The following is a 21,453-nucleotide window of genomic DNA, read 5'->3' on the forward strand; positions in this document are numbered from 1 at the left end:
AGTGTCTGGTAGATCCTATCGCAGGCAAGCCAGCTCCCACATGGGTTTTGTGTTTTGCCTGATAGCATCATCAACATCGATCGAATGTGGGAGCTGGCTTGCCTGCGATGGCCGCGACTCGGTTCAGGATCAGTCAACAAACCCTGGCAGCACCGGCACCGGGCGCTTGTCGGCATCGATCGCGACAAAGCTGAACACGCCTTGGATCGCCTTTTCGCGACCATCGGCACTCATGCTCTCGACGAACACTTCGACTTCGACCTTGAGACTGGTGTTGCCCACCTTGATGACGCGGCCAATCAGCTCGACGATAGAACCGGCCGGAATCGCGTGATTGAAATCAATGCGGTCGGTGGAGACCGTCACCAGCGGCAAGCGGCAAAAACGCGTGGCGGTAATGAACGACACTTCGTCCATCCAGGCCAAGGCAGTGCCGCCGAACAGGGTGTTGTGGTGGTTGGTAGTCGGCGGGAATACGGCCTTGGTCACGTGGGTCACGGACAGGTCGGTGCGACGCTGGATTTCTTCGAGGCGGGTGGTCATGGGCAAGTACCGGCAAGGGACAAATTTCAGGCACAAAAAAGCAGCCCGTAGGCTGCTTTTTTCTGCATCGGGAAGCTGGACTTAAGCCAGTTTTTCCTTGATGCGAGCTGCTTTACCGGACAGGTCACGCAGGTAGTACAGCTTGGCTTTACGTACGTCACCGCGACGCTTAACGGCCATGCTGTCGATTTGCGGGCTGTAGGTCTGGAAAGTACGCTCTACGCCAACACCGTTGGAGATTTTACGAACAGTGAAAGCACTGTTCACACCACGGTTACGCTTGGCGATTACCACGCCTTCGAACGCTTGCAGACGCGAACGGTCGCCTTCCTTCACTTTCACCTGAACGACAATAGTGTCGCCTGGGGCAAAGGTAGGGATCTCTTTGGTCATCTGCTCTGCTTCGAGTGCAAGGATGATTTTGTTAGTCATGCTGTGCTCCTAAGGTAAGTCAATGGACCTACCATCGATACGTTGTTAACTATCGTCCCGCGCGAGGATGTATTCCTCGAGCAGCTTCTTCTCTTCTCCAGAAAGCGAGCGGCTTTCCAGAAGATCAGCGCGTCGTTCATAGGTCCGACCAAGGGACTGCTGTAAACGCCAACGCCGGATGTGTGCGTGATTGCCACTTAGCAATACGTCGGGAACACGCTGATCCGCATACACCTCCGGTCGGGTGTAGTGCGGGCAATCCAGCAAACCATCCGTGAAGGAATCTTCCTCCGCGGAGTCCGCATGCCCTAAAGCTCCAGGCAGCAGTCGTGTAACCGCATCTATCAGGACCATCGCCGGCAGCTCGCCGCCAGACAGGACATAGTCCCCAATCGACCACTCTTCATCGACATGAGCTTCAATAAACCGCTCGTCAATGCCTTCATAGCGACCGGCAATCAGGATCAGTGCTTCCTCATTCGCCAGTTCGCGTACCGCAGCCTGTTTCAGCTGACGGCCTTGAGGGGACAGGTAAATTACCTTCGCCTTCTCCCCGGCGGCGGCCTTGGCCTCAACCAACGCGTCTTCCAGGGGCTTGATCTTCATCACCATGCCCGGACCACCGCCAAATGGGCGATCATCCACAGTGTGGTGTCGATCTGTCGTGTAGTCTCGCGGGTTCCAACAGGTGAGCTGCAACAGCCCCTGTTTCACCGCCCGACTGGTGATGCCGTACTCGCTGATGGCGGAGAACATCTCGGGAAACAAACTGATCACTTCAATGCGCAAATTAGCCACGCTTAGAAGTCCGCGTCCCATTCCACCTTCATCTCGCCCGCTGCCAGGTCGACGGCCAACACGCATTGCTCGGTATACGGCAACAGGCGTTCGCGATCATCCAGGCTGCCAGCGCAAGGCTTGACCACCATTACATCATTGGCGCCGGTTTCCAGAAGATGATCGATTTTCCCGAGCAATTGCCCGAGTTGATCAATAACCTTCAGACCTTCCAGCTGGTACCAGTAGTACTCGCCGTCGGTCAATTCAGGGAACAGGTTGCGCGGCACGCAGATCTCATAACCGGCCAGAAGACGCGCTTCTTCACGATCATCAAGACCCTTGAGCTTTGCGACCAGGAACTTATCGCTCCCGCGTCCACTGACCAGCTCGACCTGTTTCACACTCCCTTCGCGCTTGAGCGTCCAGGTTTTGTACTGCAACAGGTTTTCAGTCGGATCAGTAAAGGAATACACCTTCACTTCGCCGCGAACGCCATGAACAGAGTAAATCTTGCCGATAACGATCAAATCATCAGCAACAGCTGGCGTCGCGTTCATATTGCTCAGGCTGCGGCCTTAGCCGAGTCCTTCAACAGTTTTGCAACGCGCTCGGATGGCTGTGCACCCACGCTCAGCCAGTAGGCTACGCGCTCTTGGTTCACGGACAGACGAACTTCTTGACCACGAGCAACAGGGTTGAAGAAACCAACCTGTTCCTTGTGCGAACCGTCGCGCGGGTTGCGGCTGTCGGTTACGGTCAAGTGGTAAAACGGGCGCTTTTTGGAGCCGCCAAGGGCAAGACGGATTGTTAGCATGTGAACATCGTTCCTGTAGTCGGTGCTGCAAATCTAAATGCACAGCGGGCATAGGTGCCCGAAAGGCCGCATATTCTAAGGAATATCCGGACTTTTGCAAATGTCTTTTTCTGGCGCCTAGTCAGCGTGCCACTCAGATCTGCTATAGAGCCGTCGGTTAAAACGGCGAGTCAGCTCCCGCTAACCGCGGGTTTGCTGGAGATCCCACATCCTTGTGGGTCGGAGCAGAAGTGAACTTCCGCTCGAATTCTTTACATTTTTGGCATGCCGCCGCCGGGCAACATACCGCCCATGCCGCGCATCATCTTGGCCATTCCGCCTTTTGCGGAGAACTTCTTCATCATCTTCTGCATCTGCTTGTGCTGCTTGATCAAGCGACCGATGTCCTGCACCTGGGTGCCGGAGCCCATGGCGATCCGACGCTTGCGCGAACCGCTGATCAGCTCAGGGTCGCGGCGCTCGGCCGGGGTCATGGAGTTGATGATGGCTTCCATCTGCTTGAACTGCTTCTCTGCCGCGCCCTGGGCATTGCCCATTTGCGCCAGGTTCACACCGCCGATGTTCGGCAGTTTGTCCATCAGGCCGCCGAGGCCGCCCATGTTCTTCATCTGTTGCAGCTGGTCACGGAAGTCTTCGAGGTCGAAGCCCTTGCCCTTCTTCAGCTTCTTGGCCAGCTTATCGGCCTTGTCCTTGTCGAGCGTGGCTTCGGCCTGCTCGATCAGGCTGAGCACGTCGCCCATGCCGAGGATACGCGAGGCGATACGCTCAGGGTGGAACGGCTCGAGCGCGTCGCTCTTCTCGCCCATACCGATGAACTTGATCGGCTTGCCGGTGATTGCACGTACCGACAGCGCAGCACCGCCACGGGCATCACCGTCGACCTTGGTCAGGATCACGCCGGTCAGCGGCAGCGCATCACCAAAGGCCTTGGCGGTGTTGGCCGCATCCTGGCCGGTCATGGCGTCGACCACGAACAGCGTCTCGACCGGATTGATCGCGGCATGCAGCGCCTTGATCTCGCCCATCATCTCTTCATCGATGTGCAGGCGACCGGCGGTATCAACGATGACCACGTCGATGAATTTGAGCTTGGCTTCTTTAATAGCCGCGTTGGCAATGTCGACCGGCTTCTGACTCAGGTCGGACGGGAAGAAGGTCACGCCCACTTCGCCCGCGAGCATTTCCAGCTGCTTGATGGCCGCCGGACGGTACACGTCGGCCGACACCACCATCACCGACTTCTTCTTGCGCTCTTTAAGAAAGCGCGCCAGCTTGCCGGCGGTGGTGGTCTTACCCGCACCTTGCAGACCGGCCATCAGCACGACGGCCGGTGGCACGGCGCTGAGGTTCAAGTCTTCGTTGGCCGCGCCCATCAGGCTTTCGAGTTCGGCCTGCACGATCTTCACAAAGGCCTGGCCCGGGGTCAGGCTGCGGGACACTTCGGTGCCGACCGCGCGCTCTTTGACCGAGTTGACGAAGTCCTTCACCACCGGCAAGGCCACGTCGGCTTCCAGCAACGCCATGCGTACTTCACGCAGGGTGTCTTTAATATTGTCCTCGGTCAGCTTGGCCTTGCCGGTTACGTGGCGCAGCGTCTGCGAGAGACGGTCAGTCAAGTTTTCAAACATGCGCGATCCTTTCAGGCCCTATTCATCGAAATGCTTTGTAGACCGAGGTAATGGCGGCCCAGGCTGTGGTAAATCGCTGTTAAAAACAGCGCTCGGCGAGCCTGCGGCGTGGGCAGGTCGCGGATTATAGCGAAGACTGCGCCTGTGCACACCCGCTGTCTGGCCCGGGAGTCTTTCGTGCAGCGTTGGTGTGTGCCAAACTCAGCGCCTTTCGGGCTTGTCTATCAGGATTTATGGTCCCCTTGTCACCCAGTTTGCTACCCAGCCTCGCCGCCGCCATTTTGTACGCCGCTGCGACTCTCTATCAGGGCACTCGTCTGGCCCAAGGCACAAAAGCGGATAAACGTCTGCTGGTGGGCCTGGGCGTCGTCGCCCTGCTCGCCCACGCCGCGAGCCTGTTCACTCATTTGATGACGCCGGTCGGCCTGGGCCTGGACTTTTTCAGTGCCGCCAGTCTGATCGCCGCTGCCGTCATCGCCCTGACGCTGCTGGCCTGTTACCGCATTCCCGTGGAAAACCTGCTGGTGCTGCTATTCCCGCTGGGAATGCTGACAGTGCTGCTGGCGCAATTCACCCCCACTGGCACCGTGCAAGTGATCGACGAGGAGCCGGGCATTCTCGCCCACATCCTGCTGTCGATCCTGGCTTACGGCATGTTCACGATTGCGGTGTTCCAGGCGTTGCTCCTGCTGCTGCAGGACCACCAGCTTAAAAACAAGCACCCGTCCGGGCTGATCAAGAACTTCCCGCCGCTGCAGACCATGGAAAGCCTGCTGTTCGGCTTTCTGTGGGCCGGCTGGACGCTGTTGTCGCTGTCGCTGATTTCCGGCTGGCTGTTCGTCGAAAACCTGTTCGCCCAACACCTGGTGCACAAAACCCTGCTGGCGTGCCTGGCCTGGGTGGTGTTCAGCGTGTTGCTGTGGGGGCGTAACCGCCTCGGCTGGCGTGGGCACAAGGCGATCCGCTGGACCCTGGCCGGTTTCTGCCTGCTGATGCTGGCCTATTTCGGCAGCAAGCTGGTTCGCGAATACATCCTGCATATCTGACGGGCAGCGATCATGGACAACTTGCCCCTTGGGCCGATGCTCGCGGTAATCGCCTTGCTGGTGTTATGGGCGGCGCTGTTTACCGCCATCGAAGCCGCACAACAACATTTGCTGGCCCTGCGCCCCGGTACGCGCCAGGGTGACAAGGCCGCCGCCCGCCTGAACTTCCCGCGTAACAGCCTGATTCTGTGCAACAGCCTGTGTCGTGCGGCCGTGGTGATTCTCTGCACGTTGCTGGCAATCTATGCCTGGGCGCAGAACGGCCCGTGGCTCGGCTGGCTGATCTCCTGCGCGATCCTGCTGGTGCTCGCCGACTACCTGCCTCGCGCCCTGGCGGTTCGCCACCCGCAAGCCGTACTGGGCTTTGGTAATACGCTGCTGGGTGTGCCGCTGAAAATCCTCTACCCCCTGGCCTGGCTGCTCAATGGCATCAGCCTGTTATTGCTGCGCCCGTTCGCACGCAAATCCGGCGTGGTGAAAAAGAGCGACGAGCCACTGCCCGATCACGACGATGAACCCGAGCCCGAGACCGATGAAAATCGTACGCCCGGCATGCCCGGCATTCACGCGCTGGACAACATCACGGTCAACGACATCCTGGTGCCGCGCAGCGAAGTGGACGGTATCAACCTGGATGACTCGGTCGAGGAGATCATTGAGCAGCTGCGCACCTCGCAACGCACGCGCCTGCCGGTGTTCCACAGTGACATCAACCAGGTCGAAGCCGTGCTCAATACCCGGCAGATCCAACACCTGCTGCCCGACGCCAGCCTGACCAAAGAAGCCTTGCTCGCGGCCTGCCACGAGCCCTATTTCGTCCCCGAAAGCACGCCCCTGCAACTGCAACTGCTGAACTTCCACAAGCAGCAGCGGCGCCTGGGCATGGTGGTGGACGAATACGGCGAAGTGCTGGGCATCGTCACTCTGGAAGATATCCTCGAAGAAATCGTCGGCGAATTCGAAAGTGATCAGGCAGCGGACAATCCGCATATCGAGGCGCAGCCCGATGGCCGCTACATCATCGACGGCGCGGCTTCGATCCGCGAACTGAATAAAAGCCTGGGCTGGCACCTTCCCAGCGACGGCCCCAAGACCTTGAACGGCCTGGTGACCGAAGCGCTGGAGACCATTCCGGATTGCGCGGTGTGCCTGAAGATCGGCCGCTATCGCCTGGAAATCCTCGAGACCGAGGACAACCGCGTCAGCAAGGTGCTGATCTGGCACACCAGCCGCGTGCCCGTCGCCGCCTGACCTCCTGGCAAAACACATTGCCCCTGTGGGAGCTGGCTTGCCTGCGATGGCCTCACCTCGGTACTCCTGATGTACCGAAGCGCCTGTATCGCAGGCAAGCCAGCTCCCACATCGATCCGGTTTCCAGCCAAGAGATCCTCGCCCGCCCCCTTGTTGTCTGTTCAAACCCCTTCCTATAATCGGGACGGCTTACCAGAGCCCCGCCCGACCGCGTGCTACCCGCACTCAGCGCGTCCAGGCACTGCTTTACCGTGTCTGACCGGTGTTTGCTCCCATCCCGAGCCGCCCCGCTTACACCCCTGATCCATGGGTGTTTGACCAATAATAATCCGCGTCCAAACGCGCAATGACCGTCAGGGATACCTCAATGAGCACCACCTATACCGAGGCTGCAACCGCCGCCCCGCTCAACTCGACCGCACGGGTCGCCACCGCGAGCATCGTCGGCACCGCCATCGAGTTCTACGATTTCTACATCTACGCCACGGCCGCTGCGCTGGTGATCGGCCCGGTGTTCTTCCCGCAGACCTCCGGCACCGCGCAGATGCTGGCATCGTTCCTGACCTTCGGCATCGCCTTCATCGCTCGCCCGCTGGGTTCGGCGCTGTTCGGCCACTTCGGTGACCGTATCGGGCGCAAATCAACCCTGGTGGCGTCGTTGCTGCTGATGGGCGTGTGCACCACGTTGATTGGCCTGCTGCCCGGCTATGACAGCATCGGCGCCTGGGCACCGATCCTCTTGTGCGTGCTGCGCTTCGGCCAGGGCCTGGGGCTTGGCGGCGAATGGGGCGGCGCAGCATTGCTGGCCACCGAGAACGCCCCCAAGGGCAAGCGCGCCTGGTTCGGCATGTTCCCGCAACTGGGCCCTTCGATTGGCTTTCTGGCGGCCAATGGTTTGTTCCTGATCCTGGCCATGAGCCTGAACGACGAACAGTTCCGCAGTTGGGGCTGGCGCATCCCGTTCATTCTCAGCGCGGCGCTGGTGATGGTTGGCCTGTATGCCCGCCTCAAACTGCATGAAACCCCGGTGTTCGCCAACGCCGTCGCCAGAGAAGCGCCGGTGAAAGTGCCGCTGGTGGAGCTGTTCAGCCAGCATTGGCTGCCGGTCCTGCTGGGCGCGGCGTCGATGGTGGTGTGCTATGCGCTGTTCTACATCACCACCGCGTTCTCGCTGAGTTACGGCGTTGCAACGCTGGGCTACAGCCGCGAGACGTTCCTGGGCCTGCTGTGCTTTGCGGTGTTGTTCATGGGCCTGGCGACGCCGCTGGCGGCGTTGGCCAGCGACCGTTACGGGCGCAAGCCGGTACTGATCGTCGGCGCCATTCTTGCGATTCTGTCGGGCTTCACCATGGAGCCGCTGCTCACCCACGGCTCGACCTGGGCCGTCGCACTGTTCCTGGCACTGGAATTGTTTCTGATGGGCGTGACCTTCGCCCCAATGGGCGCGATGCTGCCGGAACTGTTCCCCACGCGCGTGCGTTATACCGGCGCTTCGGCGGCGTATAACCTGGGCGGGATTGTCGGGGCATCGGCCGCACCATTTTTCGCGACCAAGCTGGTGGCGATGGGCGGGCTGAGTTATGTCGGCGGGTATGTGTCGGCGGCAGCGTTGCTCAGCTTGATTGCTGTGCTGTGCCTGAAAGAGACGCGCAATAACGACTTGAACAAGGTCGCCTGATAGACCGCTATCGCGGGCAAGCCCGCTCCCACATGTTGAATTGTGAATGCCTTCAAATGTGGGAGCTGGCTTGCCTGCGATGGGCGCGACGCGGTTTTAAAGCTCTACAACAACCGCCTTCGAAGCCCGAGTCGCCTTGGCCCGCGCCGCCTCAATCGACTCATCCCGCGCCAACGCCACACCCATCCGGCGCTGACCATTGACTTCCGGCTTACCGAACAGACGCAACGCCGTGTCCGGCTCGCTCAAGGCCGCGCCAAGGTTGGCGAACGCGGTCTGGGTCGACTGCCCCTCCACCAGAATCACCGCCGAGGCCGAAGGCCCGAACTGGCGGATCAACGGAATCGGCAGGCCCAGGATCGCGCGCGCGTGCAGCGCGAACTGCGACAGGTCCTGAGAAATCAAGGTCACCAAGCCGGTGTCATGCGGGCGCGGCGACACTTCGCTGAACCACACTTGATCGCCCTTGATGAACAATTCCACGCCAAACAGACCACGGCCACCCAGCGCCTCGGTCACGGCTTTGGCAACCCGCTCGGATTCCGCCAGGGCAATCGGGCTCATGGCTTGCGGCTGCCAGGATTCCTGGTAGTCGCCCTTCTCCTGACGGTGGCCGACCGGCGCGCAGAAGGTGGTGCCGCCGATGTGGCGCACAGTCAGCAGGGTGATTTCGTAATCGAAGTCGATAAAGCCCTCGATGATCACGCGGCCTTTACCGGCACGCCCGCCCTCTTGAGCGTAATCCCAGGCTTTGCGCACGTCATCGGCGCTGCGCAGCAGGCTCTGGCCCTTGCCCGAAGAGCTCATCACCGGCTTGACCACACACGGGAAGCCCAGGTCCTGGACGGCCTTGCTGTAGTCCTCGAACGTGTCGGCAAAGTGGTACGGCGACGTCGGCAGGTCCAGCTCTTCAGCGGCCAGGCGACGGATGCCTTCGCGGTTCATGGTCAGAGAGGTGGCACGCGCGGTCGGAATCACGGTGAAGCCTTCGGCTTCAAGCTCTACCAGCGTGGCGGTGGCGATGGCTTCGATTTCCGGCACGATAAAGTGCGGCTTCTCGGCTTCGATCACTGCACGCAGGGCGGCGCCGTCGAGCATGTTGATCACGTGGCTACGGTGCGCAACCTGCATGGCAGGCGCGTTGGCATAACGATCCACGGCAATCACTTCAACGCCCAGGCGTTGCAGTTCGATTACCACTTCCTTGCCCAGCTCACCGCAGCCACACAGCAAAACGCGGGTCGCGGTTGGCGACAATGGAGTTCCGATTCGGGTCATCTCAGGTCCTCAGGGGAGCGGATCATGGGGAGAAAGGCCGGCATTTTACATGAACTGCAAGAATTGGCCTCAGTTGGCGACGGCGCGTTTGCGCAGGCGCCAGGCCATAATCAACCACACCACCGTGACCCCGGCGAATTTCGACACCAACGCCGTGCCCGCCACCGCCGGCGTCAGCGCGCCGATCAGGCCGAAGAAGATAAAGGTATCGAGGGGAATACTCAGCGCCGAACTTATCCACAGGCGATCGTGCAGTGGGCGCTTGGTGATGCTGAACACCAGCCAGTCAATGCATTCGGACACCGCAAATGCCGTGGCGCTGGCCAGGGCGATGGACGGGTCGGAAGTGATATACGACAGCACCAACGCCGCCAGCATGGCGAGTATCGCGCCATGGCCGAAGCGGGTCTGCACCATGTCGCGCAGGATAAACACCAGTCCACCCCAGGCGGACCAGATGACGTCCAGGTGCGGAGCGGTGGAGAAGGCAAAGTTGATCAGCACGACGCTGCTGATGTAGGCGATCAGGAAGAGCATGGGGAAGGACCTGTGGGTAATGCCGCACAGGGTAATGCACAGCAATCATTGTGGCGAGCGGGCTTGCCCCGCGTTGGGCTGCGCAGCGGCCCCACTAAGAACGCCGCGTCTTGTCAGGCAAACCGCGGCGCCAGTTTCAGGGCTACTTCGCAGCCCAACGCGGGGCAAGCCCGCTCGCCACAACGAGCCAGCTCCCACATTTTTGAATGTATTCACATATCCACTGTGGGAGCTGGCTTGCCTGCGATAGCGGTGGTTCAGGCGCCGGATTTCCCCGGAATCATCCACACCAACCCACTCGCCTTCGCCCGCTCATGGCACAACCCCAATACCACCCGGCGTTCGGCATTGTCCATGCGGCTCCAGCGCGTAATCTCATCCACGTTGCGCTGGCAACCTGTGCAAATATCATCGTCATCCAGCGCGCAAATACTCACGCAGGGCGAGGCAACAGGGCGTTCAATCGGGTTCATTCTTCTTGCTCAACCAAGTCCCGCGCATAGCGCTGCGCGTTATGCACATAGTGCGCGGCGCTGGCTTCGAGCATGCGCTTTTGCGCCTCGGTCAACTCACGCACCACTTTGCCCGGCGAGCCCATTACCAGCGAGCCATCGGGAATTTCCTTGCCTTCGCCGATCAACGAATTGGCGCCGATGATGCAGTGCTTGCCAATTTTGGCGCCGTTGAGGATCACCGCGTTGATGCCAATCAGGCTGTAATCGCCGACGGTGCAGCCGTGCAGCATGGCGTTATGGCCAATGGTCACGCCGGTGCCCAGGGTCAGCGGGTAGCCCATGTCGGTGTGCATCACGCTGCCGTCCTGCACGTTACTGTTCTTGCCGATCAGGATCAGTTCGTTGTCGCCACGCAACACCGCGTTGAACCACACATTGGCGCCCTCCTCCAGCTTGACCTTGCCGACCAGCGTGGCATTGGGCGCCACCCAGCTTTGCGGATGAGTCTCGACGCGGGCGTCGCCCAGGCGGTATTTCATGGTGTGTCCTCACGGCGGTGCCATTCATGCGATGGCTCAGGTATTGATGAAACTCTTGGGTGGCTGGTGCAGGCTGATCTGCGCGTCGTCATAGAGCAGGTTGATCAGCTCGACAATCATGATTGCCGTCAGCCCCCAGATTTTGTATTCGCCAAACCGATAGCTGGGCACATACCAACTGCGGCCCTGGTAATCGATACGGTGGGTATGTTCGCGTGGGTCCTGGCGGAAGAACTCCAGAGGCACGCTGAACACGGCGGCGATCTCGGCATCATTGGCCAGGTATTCGACGTAATCGGGAATAACCCCGACATAAGGCGTTACGCGGATACCGTGCAGGGAAATCAGCGGGCTCAACGGGCCGATGACTTCCACCAGGCCGGGCGGCAGGCCGATTTCTTCTTCGGCTTCGCGCAGCGCGGTAAAGATCAGGTCCGGGTCTTCGGGGTCACGCCGCCCGCCCGGAAACGCCACTTCGCCGCCATGGGTCGACAGGCCGCTGGCGCGCAGGGTCAGGATCAGCTCAGGTTCGTCACTGCGGGTAATCGGCACCAACACGGCGGCCTCGGGGAAACGCCCGTCAGTTTCCAGTGTGTGAGGGGTGTGATTGCTTACCCGGCGAAGTAGCTCGTCCAGCATGAGTCATCTCGGTCTGTTGGCTACCTTGCATCATGCACCAAAGCGGGCGGGTGCCCAACCCCAAAACCCGGCACATGTCGCGAAACGACAACTTGCAGGGCCCTGCCCGCCAAGCCAAGATAGGCCCACTCTCCAGGAACCCCAGCATGAACTTCTGCAGCCAGTGCGGTAAACCGGTTACCCAGCGCATTCCCGAAGGCGACACACGCCTGCGCTATGTGTGTGATCACTGCTCGACCATTCACTACCAGAACCCCAATATCGTCGCCGGCACCGTGCCAGTGTGGGGCGACCAAGTGCTGCTGTGCCGCCGCGCCATCGAGCCGCGCCTGGGTTACTGGACCTTGCCCGCAGGCTTTATGGAAAACGCCGAGACCGTAGAGCAGGCCGCCGTGCGCGAAACCCTGGAAGAAGCCTGCGCCCGCGTGCGCAACCTGAACATCTACACCCTGATCGACGTGCCGCACATCAGCCAGGTGCATATTTTCTACCGCGCCGAACTGGTCGACCTGGACTTTGCCGCAGGCCCCGAAAGCCTTGAGGTGAAGCTGTTCGATGAAGCCGATATCCCTTGGTCAGAGCTGGCTTTCCGCACGGTCGGGCGTACCTTAGAATGCTTCTTCGCTGACCGCCGGCAACAACAGTTCCCGGTACGCAGCGAGTCGGTGCCGCCGATGACGCGGCCGGCCAAATAACACCTTCAGGCAGCACCGTCTAACAAGGGAAACCGTTTCAATGCGTTGGTTGCTCGCTTTCATCTGCCTGTCGTTCGTTACCCTGTCCTCGGCCTCCACGGTGGAAATCCTCGGCGGCAAACCTGTCGAGAAAATCCTGGTGCTCAAGTCGGCGCACCAGTTGCAACTGATCAACGACGGCAAACCGCTCAAGACCTACCGCATCTCGCTGGGCAAAAACCCCAAGGGCACCAAGCAGTTCGAGGGCGACCGCCGCACGCCGGAAGGTTTTTACTGGATCGACTGGCGCAAGACCAGCGACCGCTACAACCTGGCCATGCACATTTCCTACCCCAATATCAGCGACTCCGCCCGCGCGCGCCGCGAAGGCGTGAGACCGGGCAGCATGATCATGATCCACGGCACGCCCGACACCGAGGAATACCCGGAGCAATGGTTCCACACCCTCGACTGGACCGATGGCTGTATCGGCATGCGCAATGTCGACATGCGCGAAGTCTGGAACCTGGTCAAAGACGGCACCATGATCGAGATTCGGCCGTAATTTCGTACCGTTCGTAAAATAATCTGAAAATAATTCCTGCCCCGGGCAGCGCCTGCCGGTGAATACCAGTTCACCGCGCCGGGCTGCACAGTTCTGCGCGCGATAAAGACCTCTCTAATACCACTTGATACCACGCACCCTTAAAGCGCCCTGAAACCGGGCTCTGCACCGTTTTGGCTGCATTGACATGGTATTTAAGTGGTATTAATTTCCGGCCATTACCGGGCGACAACACTCCAATAACCGCATCGGAAACTTCACAGATGAATCCCATCCAGACGCTGCGCCCCGACGAGAAACAATCCACGCCGCTGTACCTGCAACTGGCCCGTAACCTTGAAGCGGCGATCCATGCCGGCCAGTGGAAATCCGAGCAGGCCTTGCCGTCGGAACGCGCCCTCAGCGAGCAACTGAGCATTTCGCGGGTGACCGCACGTAAAGCGCTGGAAGTGTTGTTCGCCCAAGGCCTGATCCGCCGCAGCCAAGGCTCCGGCACCTTTATCACGCCGCGCCTGGAACAACCGCTGTCACGCCTGTCGGGCTTCAGCGAAATGCTGCGGCTCAAAGGTTTTGTACCGACTTCGCAGTGGCTGGAACGCGACATCACCCCGCCCACCCACGAAGAGCTGATCCGCCTGGGCCTGTCGCCTACCGACAAAGTGGCGCGCCTCAAACGCCTGCGTAAAGCCGACGACACGGTGATGGCAATTGAGATGACCGCCATGCCCGCCTCGGTGCTGCCGCATCCGCAGGCCATCGGCAATTCGCTGTACGAGTACCTGGAAAGCATCGGCAAGCCCATCGTGCGCGCGCTGCAACATATCCAGGCGATCAACGCCTCGGATGAGTTCGCCAGGCTGGTGGGCATTGCACCCGGCACCGCCATGCTGCTGATGACGCGGGTCGGTTACACCGCCGACAACACGCCGATTGAAATCACCGACACCTACTGTCGCAACGACTACTACGACTTCGTCGCAGAGCTGCGCCGCCATGACTACTCCGCTGAACTGCGCATTTAGAGAACTGCCCATGTCCGAAGACAACATCCTCACGCCCAGCGGCTGGATTCGCGGCCGCCTGGTGCACGAACACGGCAAAGTGGTCGCCGTCCAAGGCACGCCGTGCGACCCGGCTGACAACGACCTGCCCTACCTGCTGCCGGGTTTCATCGACCTGCATGTGCATGGCGGTGGCGGCAAAGACATCATGGAAGGCGTCGACGCCTTCGAGACCATCACCCGCACCCACGTGCGTTTTGGCACGACGTCGCTGCTGGCCACCACCATGACGGCGCCGGTGAACGAGATCTCCCGTGTGCTCGGCGAGCTTGGCACCTTCTGCGAGCAGCGCCCGAGCGGCAGCGCCCGCGTACTCGGTGTGCACCTGGAAGGCCCCTACATCAATCCGGGCAAACTCGGCGCCCAACCCAACTTCGCCCACACCGCGCTGATGGCCGAAGTGGAAACCTATCTGCGCCTGGCGCCGATCCGGGTGATCACCATCGCCCCGGAAATTGCCGGGCATGACGGCCTGATCCGCGCCCTCAGCCAACGCGGCGTGCGCATGCAGATCGGCCACACATTGGGCAGTTATGAAGAAGGCGTCGCCGCCCTCGCCGCCGGCGCCACCAGTTTCACGCATTTGTACAACGCCATGAGCCCGCTGCATCACCGCGAACCGGGCATCGTCGGCGCCGCCCTGGCCCACGCCCAATACGCGGAACTGATCCCCGACCTGCTGCACGTGCACCCCGGCGCCATGCGCGTGGCCCTGCGCGCGATCCCGTGCCTGTACTGCGTCACCGATTCCACCGCCGCCGCCGGCATGCCCGACGGCGAATACAAGCTGGGCAGCCACACCGTGACCAAATGCCTGGGCGGCGTGCGCCTGGCCGACGGCACCCTGGCCGGCAGCACGCTGACCATGGACCAGGCGCTGCGCAACCTGGTGAAAATCGGCCTGCCCATCAGCGAAGCCTCACAACGCCTGTCGCAATTTCCTGCGGATTACCTGGGCCTGGAAGAACGCGGCCGCCTGCAACCCGGCAGCTTCGCCGACTGCGTACGCCTGGACCGCTCCCTGCACCTCACCGACGTAATGGTCGAAGGAGAAACCATTGACTTCAAAAATGCTTGAAGAGGCCCTGGCCTCCTGTGACGCCGTCGCGGCGCAACTGCAACGCCTGGACCCGCTGCTGGAAGAAGTCGCCGGTCGCCTGCGCCGCCAGCCGCCGCAAGTGGCGATGACCATTGCCCGTGGCAGTTCGGACCACGCCGCCAGCTACTTTGCCTACCTGGCCATGCAGCACGTGGGCATTCCGGTGGCGTCGCTGCCGATGTCAGTGGTGACCCTGTTGCAGGCGCCATTGAAAGTCAGCGGTCAGGTGGCATTCGGTTTCTCGCAGTCGGGGCAAAGCCCGGACCTGGTCAACAGCCTGCGCCTGCTGCGCAAACGCGGTGCGTTGAGCATTTCACTGGTCAACGCCGAAGACTCACCGCTGGAAGCCGCCTGCGAATTCCACCTGCCGCTGTGCGCCGGGCCGGAACTCAGCGTGGCCGCGACCAAAAGCTTCATCGCCACCCTCAGCGCCAGCGCGCAGTTGATTGGCCACTGGAGCCAGGAAGACGACTTGCTGCAGGCCTGCCGCACGCTGCCCGATGAACTGCGTGCAGCGGCCAAACAGGATTGGAGCGCCGCTATCGAGGCCCTGCGTGGCTGCCAGCAATTGATGGTGATCGGCCGTGGCGCCGGTTTTGCCATCGCCCAGGAAGCCGCGCTCAAGCTCAAGGAAACCTCGGCGATCCAGGCCGAAGCCTTCAGCAGCGCCGAAGTCCGCCACGGGCCGATGGCCTTGATCGACGAAAACTACCCGCTGCTGATATTCGCCCCACGTGGCGCCGAACAGGCCGGGCTGCTGAGCCTGGCCGCCGACATGCGCCAGCGCGGCGCGCGCGTGCTGCTGGCCGCGCCAGACGATATCGCCGAGCGCGACCTGACCCTGAGCCGCGCCGAACACCCAAGCCTGGACCCGATCCTGGCGATTCAAAGCTTTTACGTAATGGCCGCCGGCCTGGCGCAAGCCCGGGGCATGGACCCCGACCAGCCGCGTCACCTGAGCAAAGTTACCCGCACTCACTGAGTCGATTGTCGTGTTTTCCTGATGAGTACCGTGCCCATGTCCAACAACAATAATGAATTGACCCTCAGCGCCCCACTCAGTGGCCCGGTGCTCGCCCTGGGCGAGGTGCCCGACGAAGTGTTCGCCAGTGGTGCCATGGGTGACGGTATCGCCATCGACCCGCTGAACGATTGCCTGCATGCACCCTGTGACGGGGTGATCATCCATGTCGCGCGCACCGGGCATGCCCTGACGATTCGTGCCGAGAACGGCGCCGAGGTGCTGATGCACGTGGGCATCGACACCGTAGAACTCAATGGCGAAGGGTTTGCGCTGCTGGTCAAGGAAGGCGCGCGGGTGAGCAAGGGCCAGGCGCTGGTGCAGTTTGATCTGGACCGCATTGCGCGCCAGTGCAAAAGCCTGGTCAGCCTGATTATTCTGACCAATGGCGAGCGTTTTGAGCTGCGGTCGGTGGCAGGAAAAATTACCAAGGTCGGTGAGCCGTTGCTGCACATCGTCACGCGCTCAGCGACCACCCAGCAGGCGGTTGTGGATAACTCGGTCACCGAAGTCCGCGCCTGCGTGCGCATCACACACCGTGGCGGTTTGCATGCTCGCCCCGCCGCATTGATCCGCAAAACCGCCCAGGGTTTCAGCAGCCAGGCGCAGTTGCACTTCGCGGGCAAATCCGCGCCGTGCGACAGCCTGATTGGCTTGATGGGGCTGGGAATTGGTGAAGGCGACGAAGTGCGCGTCACTTGCCGCGGCAGGGATTGCGAGGCGGCGTTGCAGGCGTTGGTGGCGGCGCTGTCCGCGGCGGTCAGCGAAGAACACCACGCGCCCGTGGCGGTCGCCCCACGCAAGGCGAACACCGAAGCCGGTGTGTTGCAAGGCGTGTGCGCGGCACCGGGCCTGGTCTGCGGGCCGCTGTTCCGTCTCAGCGGTATCGAACTGCCGGCCGACACCGGCAATCACTCGGCCGATGAACAACTGCAACGTTTGGACACGGCCCTTGAGCAAGTGCGCGGCGAGATCCGCACAACCCTGGACCACGCCCGCCAACGCAAAAACGTCGAAGAAGAAGAGATCTTCGCCGCCCACCTCGCCCTGCTGGAAGACCCGGCCCTGTTGGACGCGGCCACCGCTGCCATCGAACAAGGCAGCGCCGCCACCCACGCCTGGCGCGATGCAATCCAGGCGCAATGCGCGGTGTTGCTGGCGTTGGGCAAACCGCTGTTCGCCGAGCGCTCCAACGACCTGCGCGACTTGCAGCAACGCGTGCTGCGCGCACTGCTGGGCGAAACCTGGCATTTCGAATTGCCTGCCGGGGCGATTGTCAGCGCCCATGAGCTGACGCCCTCCGACCTGCTGCAACTGAGCGCGCAACAGGCCGCCGGCATCTGCATGGCCGAAGGCGGCGCCACGTCCCACGTGGCCATTTTGGCTCGCGGCAAAGGCTTGCCCTGCGTGGTGGCGCTGGGCGCAGAAGTGCTTGATGTGCCCCAAGGCCAACGCGTGGTGCTCGACGCGGTCAATGGGCGCCTGGAACTTGCGCCCAGCGAAGCGCGTCACGCCGAAGTGCACCAGATTCGCGACGCGCAAAAACTGCGCCGTGCGCAACAACAGGCCCAAGCGCAGCAACCGGCGCACACCCGCGACGGCATCAGCATTGAAGTGGCCGCCAACGTCGCCTCCAGCGCCGAGGCCCACGTGGCGTTTGAAAACGGCGCCGATGGCGTCGGCCTGCTGCGCACCGAATTCCTCTTCGTCGATCGGCGCACCGCGCCGGATGAACAAGAGCAGCGCCAGGCCTACCAGGCCGTGCTGGATGCCATGGGCGACAAGTCGGTGATCATTCGCACCATCGACGTGGGCGGCGACAAGCAGCTCGACTACCTGCCGCTGCCCGTGGAGGCCAACCCGGTGTTGGGCCTGCGCGGTATCCGCATGGCCCAGGTGCGGCCCGAACTGCTCGACCAGCAACTGCGCGCGCTGCTGCAAGTCAGCCCGTTGGCACGGTGCCGCATTCTGCTGCCGATGGTCAGCGAAGTGGATGAACTGCTGCAGATCCGCCAGCGCCTGGATGAGTTATGTGCCGAGCTGGGGCTGACGCAGCGCCCGGAGCTGGGCGTGATGATCGAAGTGCCCGCCGCCGCGCTGATGGCCGAACAGCTGGCCAAACATGCCGACTTCCTCTCCATCGGCACCAATGACCTGTCCCAGTACACCCTGGCCATGGACCGCGACCACGCCGGCCTCGCCGCGCGGGTCGATGCCTTGCACCCGGCGCTGCTACGGCTGATCGCGCAAACCTGCGCGGGCGCGGCCAAGCATGGGCGTTGGGTCGGCGTTTGCGGCGCCCTCGCGTCCGATCCGTTGGCCACGCCAGTACTGGTCGGCCTGGGCGTCAGCGAGCTGTCGGTGAGCCCGCCACAGATCGGAGAAATCAAGGACCGCGTCCGTCACCTGGACGCGGCTCAATGCCGGCAACTGAGCCTTGGCCTGCTCGACCTGAGCAGCGCCAAGGCGGTTCGCCAAGCCTGCCAACACCACTGGCCGCTGAGCTGACAACAACAAGAACAAGGAGACACGCCATGTACCAACATTTTATCGAAGGCTTACAACGCCTGGGCCGCGCGCTGATGCTGCCGATCGCGATCCTGCCGATCGCCGGCCTCTTGCTGCGCCTGGGCGACACCGACCTGCTCAACATCGCCGTGATGCACGACGCCGGGCAGGCGATCTTCGCCAACCTCGCGCTGATCTTCGCCATCGGTATTGCCGTGGGGTTTGCCCGCGACAATAACGGCACGGCGGGCCTGGCCGGGGCGATTGGTTACCTGGTAATGGTCTCCACGCTCAAGGTGATGGACACCACCATCAACATGGGCATGCTCGCCGGTATCGCCAGCGGCTTGATGGCCGGCGGGCTGTATAACCGCTTCAAGGACATCAAGTTGCCCGAATACCTGGCATTCTTTGGCGGGCGACGCTTTGTGCCGATTGTCACCGGGTTTTCGGCGGTGGCCCTGGGCGTGATCTTTGGTTTGATCTGGCCGCCGATCCAGCACGGTATCAACAGCTTCGGTGTGCTGCTGATGGAAAGCGGCAGCTTTGGCGCTTTTGTGTTCGGCGTGTTCAACCGCCTGCTGATCGTTACCGGCCTGCACCATATCCTCAACAACATGGCGTGGTTCGTGTTCGGCACCTTCACCGACCCGACCACCGGCGCCGTCGTCACCGGCGACCTGACCCGCTACTTCGCCGGCGACCCCAAAGGTGGCCAGTTCATGACCGGCATGTTCCCGGTGATGCTGTTCGGCCTGCCCGCTGCGTGCCTGGCGATGTACCGCAACGCGCTGCCGGAGCGCCGCAAAGTGATGGGCGGGATCTTCCTGTCGATGGCGCTCACCTCGTTTTTGACCGGCGTAACCGAGCCGATTGAGTTCGCGTTCATGTTCCTCGCGCCGTTCCTGTACTTGATCCACGCCGTACTGACCGGCCTGTCGATGGCTGTCACTGACCTGTTGAATATCCACCTCGGTTTTACCTTCTCCGGTGGCTTTATCGACATGGTGCTGGGCTGGGGCAAGTCCACCAACGGCTGGCGGGTGATCCCGGTGGGGTTGGCGTACGCGGTGATCTACTACAGCGTGTTCAACTACTGCATCCGCCGCTTCAACCTGAAAACGCCTGGGCGTGAAGACATCCAGGTGGTGCAGGCCGAGGCGATGAGTGATAACCAACGGGCCGGCGCCTACATCCGTGCGCTGGGCGGTGCGGCCAATTTGCTGAGTGTCGGCGCGTGCACTACTCGCCTGCGTCTGGACATGGTGGATCGCAACAAAGCAGTGGACGCGGACTTGAAAGCACTCGGCGCCATGGCCGTGGTTCGCCCAGGCAATGGCGGGAGCTTGCAGGTGGTGGTCGGGCCCATGGCCGACAGCATTGCTGACGAGATTCGCCTGGCCATGCCGTCGTTTGTTGCCAGCGCGCCGGTGGCGGCTGCACCTGTGGATAAGCCGGTTGCGGTGAATGTGCAGGAGGCCGAGAAATGGCTGAAGGCCTTGGGTGGCCGTGAAAATGTACGCCAGCTGGACGCCGTGGCGATGACCCGGTTGCGGGTGGAGTTGGGGGATGATTCGGTGTTGTCCGAGACTGATCTGACGGCGCTCGGTTGCCAGGGCGTGAGCCAGCTGGACAGCGGTGTTTGGCACTTGTTGATTGGTGACAAGGCCTCGGGATTGAGTGAGGCGCTGGAGCGGTTGGTCAGTGGCCGTGAGGTCGGCGCCAGGGTCTAGCGCTGTAGCGGCTTTTCTGGCCTCATCGCGGGCAAGCCCGGCTCCCACATTTGACTGTATTCACAGCTCAAAAATGTGGGAGCGGGCTTGCCCGCGATTGGGCCCGACAGGCGTCCGATTACTTCGGTTCAGGCACCTCAGCTAAATCCAACACCCGATCCACCATCAACTGGATACCCTCCAGCATCCGATGAATTCCCAGCACCGCATCACGCTGCGGGCCGTCGATGTCAAACGCCAGATTGCCCGCCAACGCCTGCACGGATGCCAGGTCTTGGGAGGCATTGGCGAGGAGGGTTTCGCTGTTCAGGTTGGGGAGTATGGTGAAGATTTGGTCGGTGGGCTGAGAATCAGATGGAGGATTTGGACTGTCTTTGATCATGGTGTATTTCCTAGTGAGAGTTTAGGAACTACCAACATCACTTGCAGTTGATGGGGGGCAGCTGTGCGCGGGCCTGCAAGACCGAGTCCCACCAGCACCTCGGTAGACCCGAAGGTCTCCCGCACACAGCCGCCATAAATGACGACCATGAAAAAACGCCGCAATTATAAAGGCGCTTAGGAGTAACTGGTGAGGTTTCGGCGGGCTTGCAGTCCCGGTCGCCACATTGGCAGCGACCCGAGAAGATTAGTGAGGCCAGTTCCGAGGGACAACCTGAAAGGCATGTGGGAAAGGTCTGAGGTGCCTGTCCCGACGCCTTCGCGAGCAAGCCCGCTCCCACAGTTTGATCGGTGCCCGACGTGGCAATGCGGTCAAATGTGGGAGCGGGCTTGCTCGCGAAGAGGCCATCACAGCCAACAAAAAACCCGCTGACCAAACTGGCCCAGCGGGTTTCTTGTTTCTGCAATCTGCGAATCAAAAATCCGCCAGCTGCCACACCTCATACGCCGGTGTCTCATACGGGTGACTCAGTTTGAGCGCAGCCACTACAGCCACAATCAATTCATCCGCCACCACCAGCTCAACCTTCCATTCTTCGACCACTTCAACCTGGCCCACCTGCCCAATAAACGGCTGGCTGCCGTCCAATGCGCGGAATTGGCCCTGGCCCAGCACTTGCCAGGCGCAGCTGTCGTAGTCGCCGATACGCCCGCCGCCGGCTGCGAAGACGGCGGCTTTCACCGTCTCCACATGGCTTGCGGGCACAAAGAAGCTGAGCTTGTACACCGCC

General features: G+C 61.5%; 23 protein-coding genes. 10 read left to right on the top strand and 13 right to left on the bottom strand.

From position 1 onward, the window contains the following. Window positions 1-129 precede the first annotated feature (129 nt). From AB5I78_RS23760 to ffh, 6 genes are all read right to left on the bottom strand, one after another. On the bottom strand, window positions 130-543 hold the full coding sequence (locus AB5I78_RS23760; protein WP_003193963.1) for an acyl-CoA thioesterase: 414 nt from the start codon (window positions 541-543) through the stop codon (window positions 130-132). Between the two features lie 81 nt (window positions 544-624). Continuing rightward, window positions 625-975 carry a 50S ribosomal protein L19 gene (gene rplS, locus AB5I78_RS23765; RefSeq protein WP_003175895.1) on the bottom strand — a complete coding sequence of 117 codons (351 nt, stop codon included), beginning with the start codon at window positions 973-975 and terminating at the stop codon, window positions 625-627. A 45-nt stretch (window positions 976-1,020) separates the two neighbouring features. Continuing rightward, entirely contained in the window at window positions 1,021-1,794 is a 774-nt protein-coding gene (gene trmD, locus AB5I78_RS23770) for a tRNA (guanosine(37)-N1)-methyltransferase TrmD (protein WP_177343966.1), read from the bottom strand. Next, window positions 1,776-2,312 (bottom strand): ribosome maturation factor RimM, encoded by a 537-nt coding sequence (rimM, locus tag AB5I78_RS23775; protein WP_003175898.1) that lies wholly within the window; start codon window positions 2,310-2,312, stop codon window positions 1,776-1,778. The genes trmD and rimM overlap by 19 nt, the downstream gene beginning before the upstream one ends. Window positions 2,313-2,317: 5 nt before the next feature. Then, on the bottom strand, window positions 2,318-2,569 hold the full coding sequence (gene rpsP, locus AB5I78_RS23780; protein WP_003175899.1) for a 30S ribosomal protein S16: 252 nt from the start codon (window positions 2,567-2,569) through the stop codon (window positions 2,318-2,320). Between the two features lie 251 nt (window positions 2,570-2,820). Then, window positions 2,821-4,197: a signal recognition particle protein gene (ffh, locus tag AB5I78_RS23785; RefSeq protein WP_010207982.1), complete on the bottom strand. Its 1,377-nt coding sequence runs from the start codon at window positions 4,195-4,197 to the stop codon at window positions 2,821-2,823. A gap of 233 nt (window positions 4,198-4,430) precedes the next feature. On the opposite strand from ffh, the gene AB5I78_RS23790 reads away from it, so the two are divergent. The 3 genes from AB5I78_RS23790 (at window position 4,431) to AB5I78_RS23800 (ending at window position 8,172) form a co-directional block, all read left to right on the top strand. Then, the gene (locus AB5I78_RS23790) at window positions 4,431-5,243 is read left to right on the top strand and encodes an inner membrane protein YpjD (RefSeq protein ID WP_106578310.1); all 813 of its coding nucleotides are present in this window, start codon (window positions 4,431-4,433) and stop codon (window positions 5,241-5,243) included. Window positions 5,244-5,255: 12 nt separating this feature from the next. Continuing rightward, window positions 5,256-6,494 carry a transporter associated domain-containing protein gene (locus tag AB5I78_RS23795; protein WP_369302119.1) on the top strand — a complete coding sequence of 413 codons (1,239 nt, stop codon included), beginning with the start codon at window positions 5,256-5,258 and terminating at the stop codon, window positions 6,492-6,494. A gap of 367 nt (window positions 6,495-6,861) precedes the next feature. Continuing rightward, window positions 6,862-8,172, top strand: a complete 1,311-nt coding sequence (locus AB5I78_RS23800) for an MFS transporter (protein WP_369302120.1) — start codon at window positions 6,862-6,864, stop codon at window positions 8,170-8,172. A gap of 96 nt (window positions 8,173-8,268) precedes the next feature. On the opposite strand, the gene purT is transcribed toward AB5I78_RS23800, so the two are convergent. The 5 genes from purT to AB5I78_RS23825 form a co-directional block, all read right to left on the bottom strand. Further along, on the bottom strand, window positions 8,269-9,450 hold the full coding sequence (gene purT, locus AB5I78_RS23805; RefSeq protein ID WP_094951941.1) for a formate-dependent phosphoribosylglycinamide formyltransferase: 1,182 nt from the start codon (window positions 9,448-9,450) through the stop codon (window positions 8,269-8,271). Between the two features lie 69 nt (window positions 9,451-9,519). After that, window positions 9,520-9,987 carry a VUT family protein gene (locus tag AB5I78_RS23810; RefSeq protein WP_106578306.1) on the bottom strand — a complete coding sequence of 156 codons (468 nt, stop codon included), beginning with the start codon at window positions 9,985-9,987 and terminating at the stop codon, window positions 9,520-9,522. A 257-nt stretch (window positions 9,988-10,244) separates the two neighbouring features. Further along, the gene (locus tag AB5I78_RS23815) at window positions 10,245-10,460 is read right to left on the bottom strand and encodes a DUF1289 domain-containing protein (RefSeq protein ID WP_145164145.1); all 216 of its coding nucleotides are present in this window, start codon (window positions 10,458-10,460) and stop codon (window positions 10,245-10,247) included. Continuing rightward, complete coding sequence (locus AB5I78_RS23820; protein WP_106578304.1) at window positions 10,457-10,981, bottom strand: gamma carbonic anhydrase family protein; 525 nt, start codon at window positions 10,979-10,981, stop codon at window positions 10,457-10,459. Before AB5I78_RS23820 ends, AB5I78_RS23815 begins: the two co-directional genes overlap by 4 nt. 36 nt (window positions 10,982-11,017) lie before the next feature. Then, entirely contained in the window at window positions 11,018-11,620 is a 603-nt protein-coding gene (locus AB5I78_RS23825; protein WP_060754282.1) for a CoA pyrophosphatase, read from the bottom strand. 146 nt (window positions 11,621-11,766) lie between these two features. On the opposite strand from AB5I78_RS23825, the gene AB5I78_RS23830 reads away from it, so the two are divergent. The 7 genes from AB5I78_RS23830 to nagE all read left to right on the top strand — a co-directional run bounded on the left by AB5I78_RS23830 (window position 11,767) and on the right by nagE (window position 20,281). Continuing rightward, a complete protein-coding gene (locus tag AB5I78_RS23830) occupies window positions 11,767-12,315 on the top strand; it encodes an NUDIX hydrolase (RefSeq protein WP_262209856.1) in 549 nt (182 codons plus the stop codon). Between the two features lie 40 nt (window positions 12,316-12,355). Further along, complete coding sequence (locus tag AB5I78_RS23835) at window positions 12,356-12,859, top strand: murein L,D-transpeptidase family protein (protein WP_145164152.1); 504 nt, start codon at window positions 12,356-12,358, stop codon at window positions 12,857-12,859. Window positions 12,860-13,122: 263 nt separating this feature from the next. Continuing rightward, window positions 13,123-13,881, top strand: coding sequence for a GntR family transcriptional regulator (locus tag AB5I78_RS23840; protein ID WP_369302121.1), 759 nt, complete (start codon window positions 13,123-13,125; stop codon window positions 13,879-13,881). Window positions 13,882-13,891: 10 nt separating this feature from the next. Continuing rightward, the gene (gene nagA / locus AB5I78_RS23845; RefSeq protein ID WP_369302122.1) at window positions 13,892-14,998 is read left to right on the top strand and encodes an N-acetylglucosamine-6-phosphate deacetylase; all 1,107 of its coding nucleotides are present in this window, start codon (window positions 13,892-13,894) and stop codon (window positions 14,996-14,998) included. Further along, window positions 14,979-16,001 (top strand): SIS domain-containing protein, encoded by a 1,023-nt coding sequence (locus AB5I78_RS23850; protein ID WP_262209858.1) that lies wholly within the window; start codon window positions 14,979-14,981, stop codon window positions 15,999-16,001. Before nagA ends, AB5I78_RS23850 begins: the two co-directional genes overlap by 20 nt. Window positions 16,002-16,037: 36 nt before the next feature. Beyond that, window positions 16,038-18,548: a phosphoenolpyruvate--protein phosphotransferase gene (gene ptsP / locus AB5I78_RS23855; protein WP_369302123.1), complete on the top strand. Its 2,511-nt coding sequence runs from the start codon at window positions 16,038-16,040 to the stop codon at window positions 18,546-18,548. 26 nt (window positions 18,549-18,574) lie between these two features. Beyond that, complete coding sequence (gene nagE / locus AB5I78_RS23860; RefSeq protein ID WP_369302124.1) at window positions 18,575-20,281, top strand: N-acetylglucosamine-specific PTS transporter subunit IIBC; 1,707 nt, start codon at window positions 18,575-18,577, stop codon at window positions 20,279-20,281. 118 nt (window positions 20,282-20,399) lie between these two features. Here the strand turns inward: nagE and AB5I78_RS23865 are convergent, their stop codons facing one another. Both AB5I78_RS23865 and AB5I78_RS23870 read right to left on the bottom strand, forming a co-directional pair. After that, entirely contained in the window at window positions 20,400-20,663 is a 264-nt protein-coding gene (locus AB5I78_RS23865) for a DUF6124 family protein (protein WP_262209864.1), read from the bottom strand. Window positions 20,664-21,137: 474 nt separating this feature from the next. Beyond that, complete coding sequence (locus AB5I78_RS23870; protein ID WP_369302125.1) at window positions 21,138-21,449, bottom strand: NGG1p interacting factor NIF3; 312 nt, start codon at window positions 21,447-21,449, stop codon at window positions 21,138-21,140. Window positions 21,450-21,453: the final 4 nt, after the last annotated feature.

This window comes from Pseudomonas sp. N2-3-1-14 (genome assembly GCF_041228395.1).
GTDB lineage: Bacteria > Pseudomonadota > Gammaproteobacteria > Pseudomonadales > Pseudomonadaceae > Aquipseudomonas.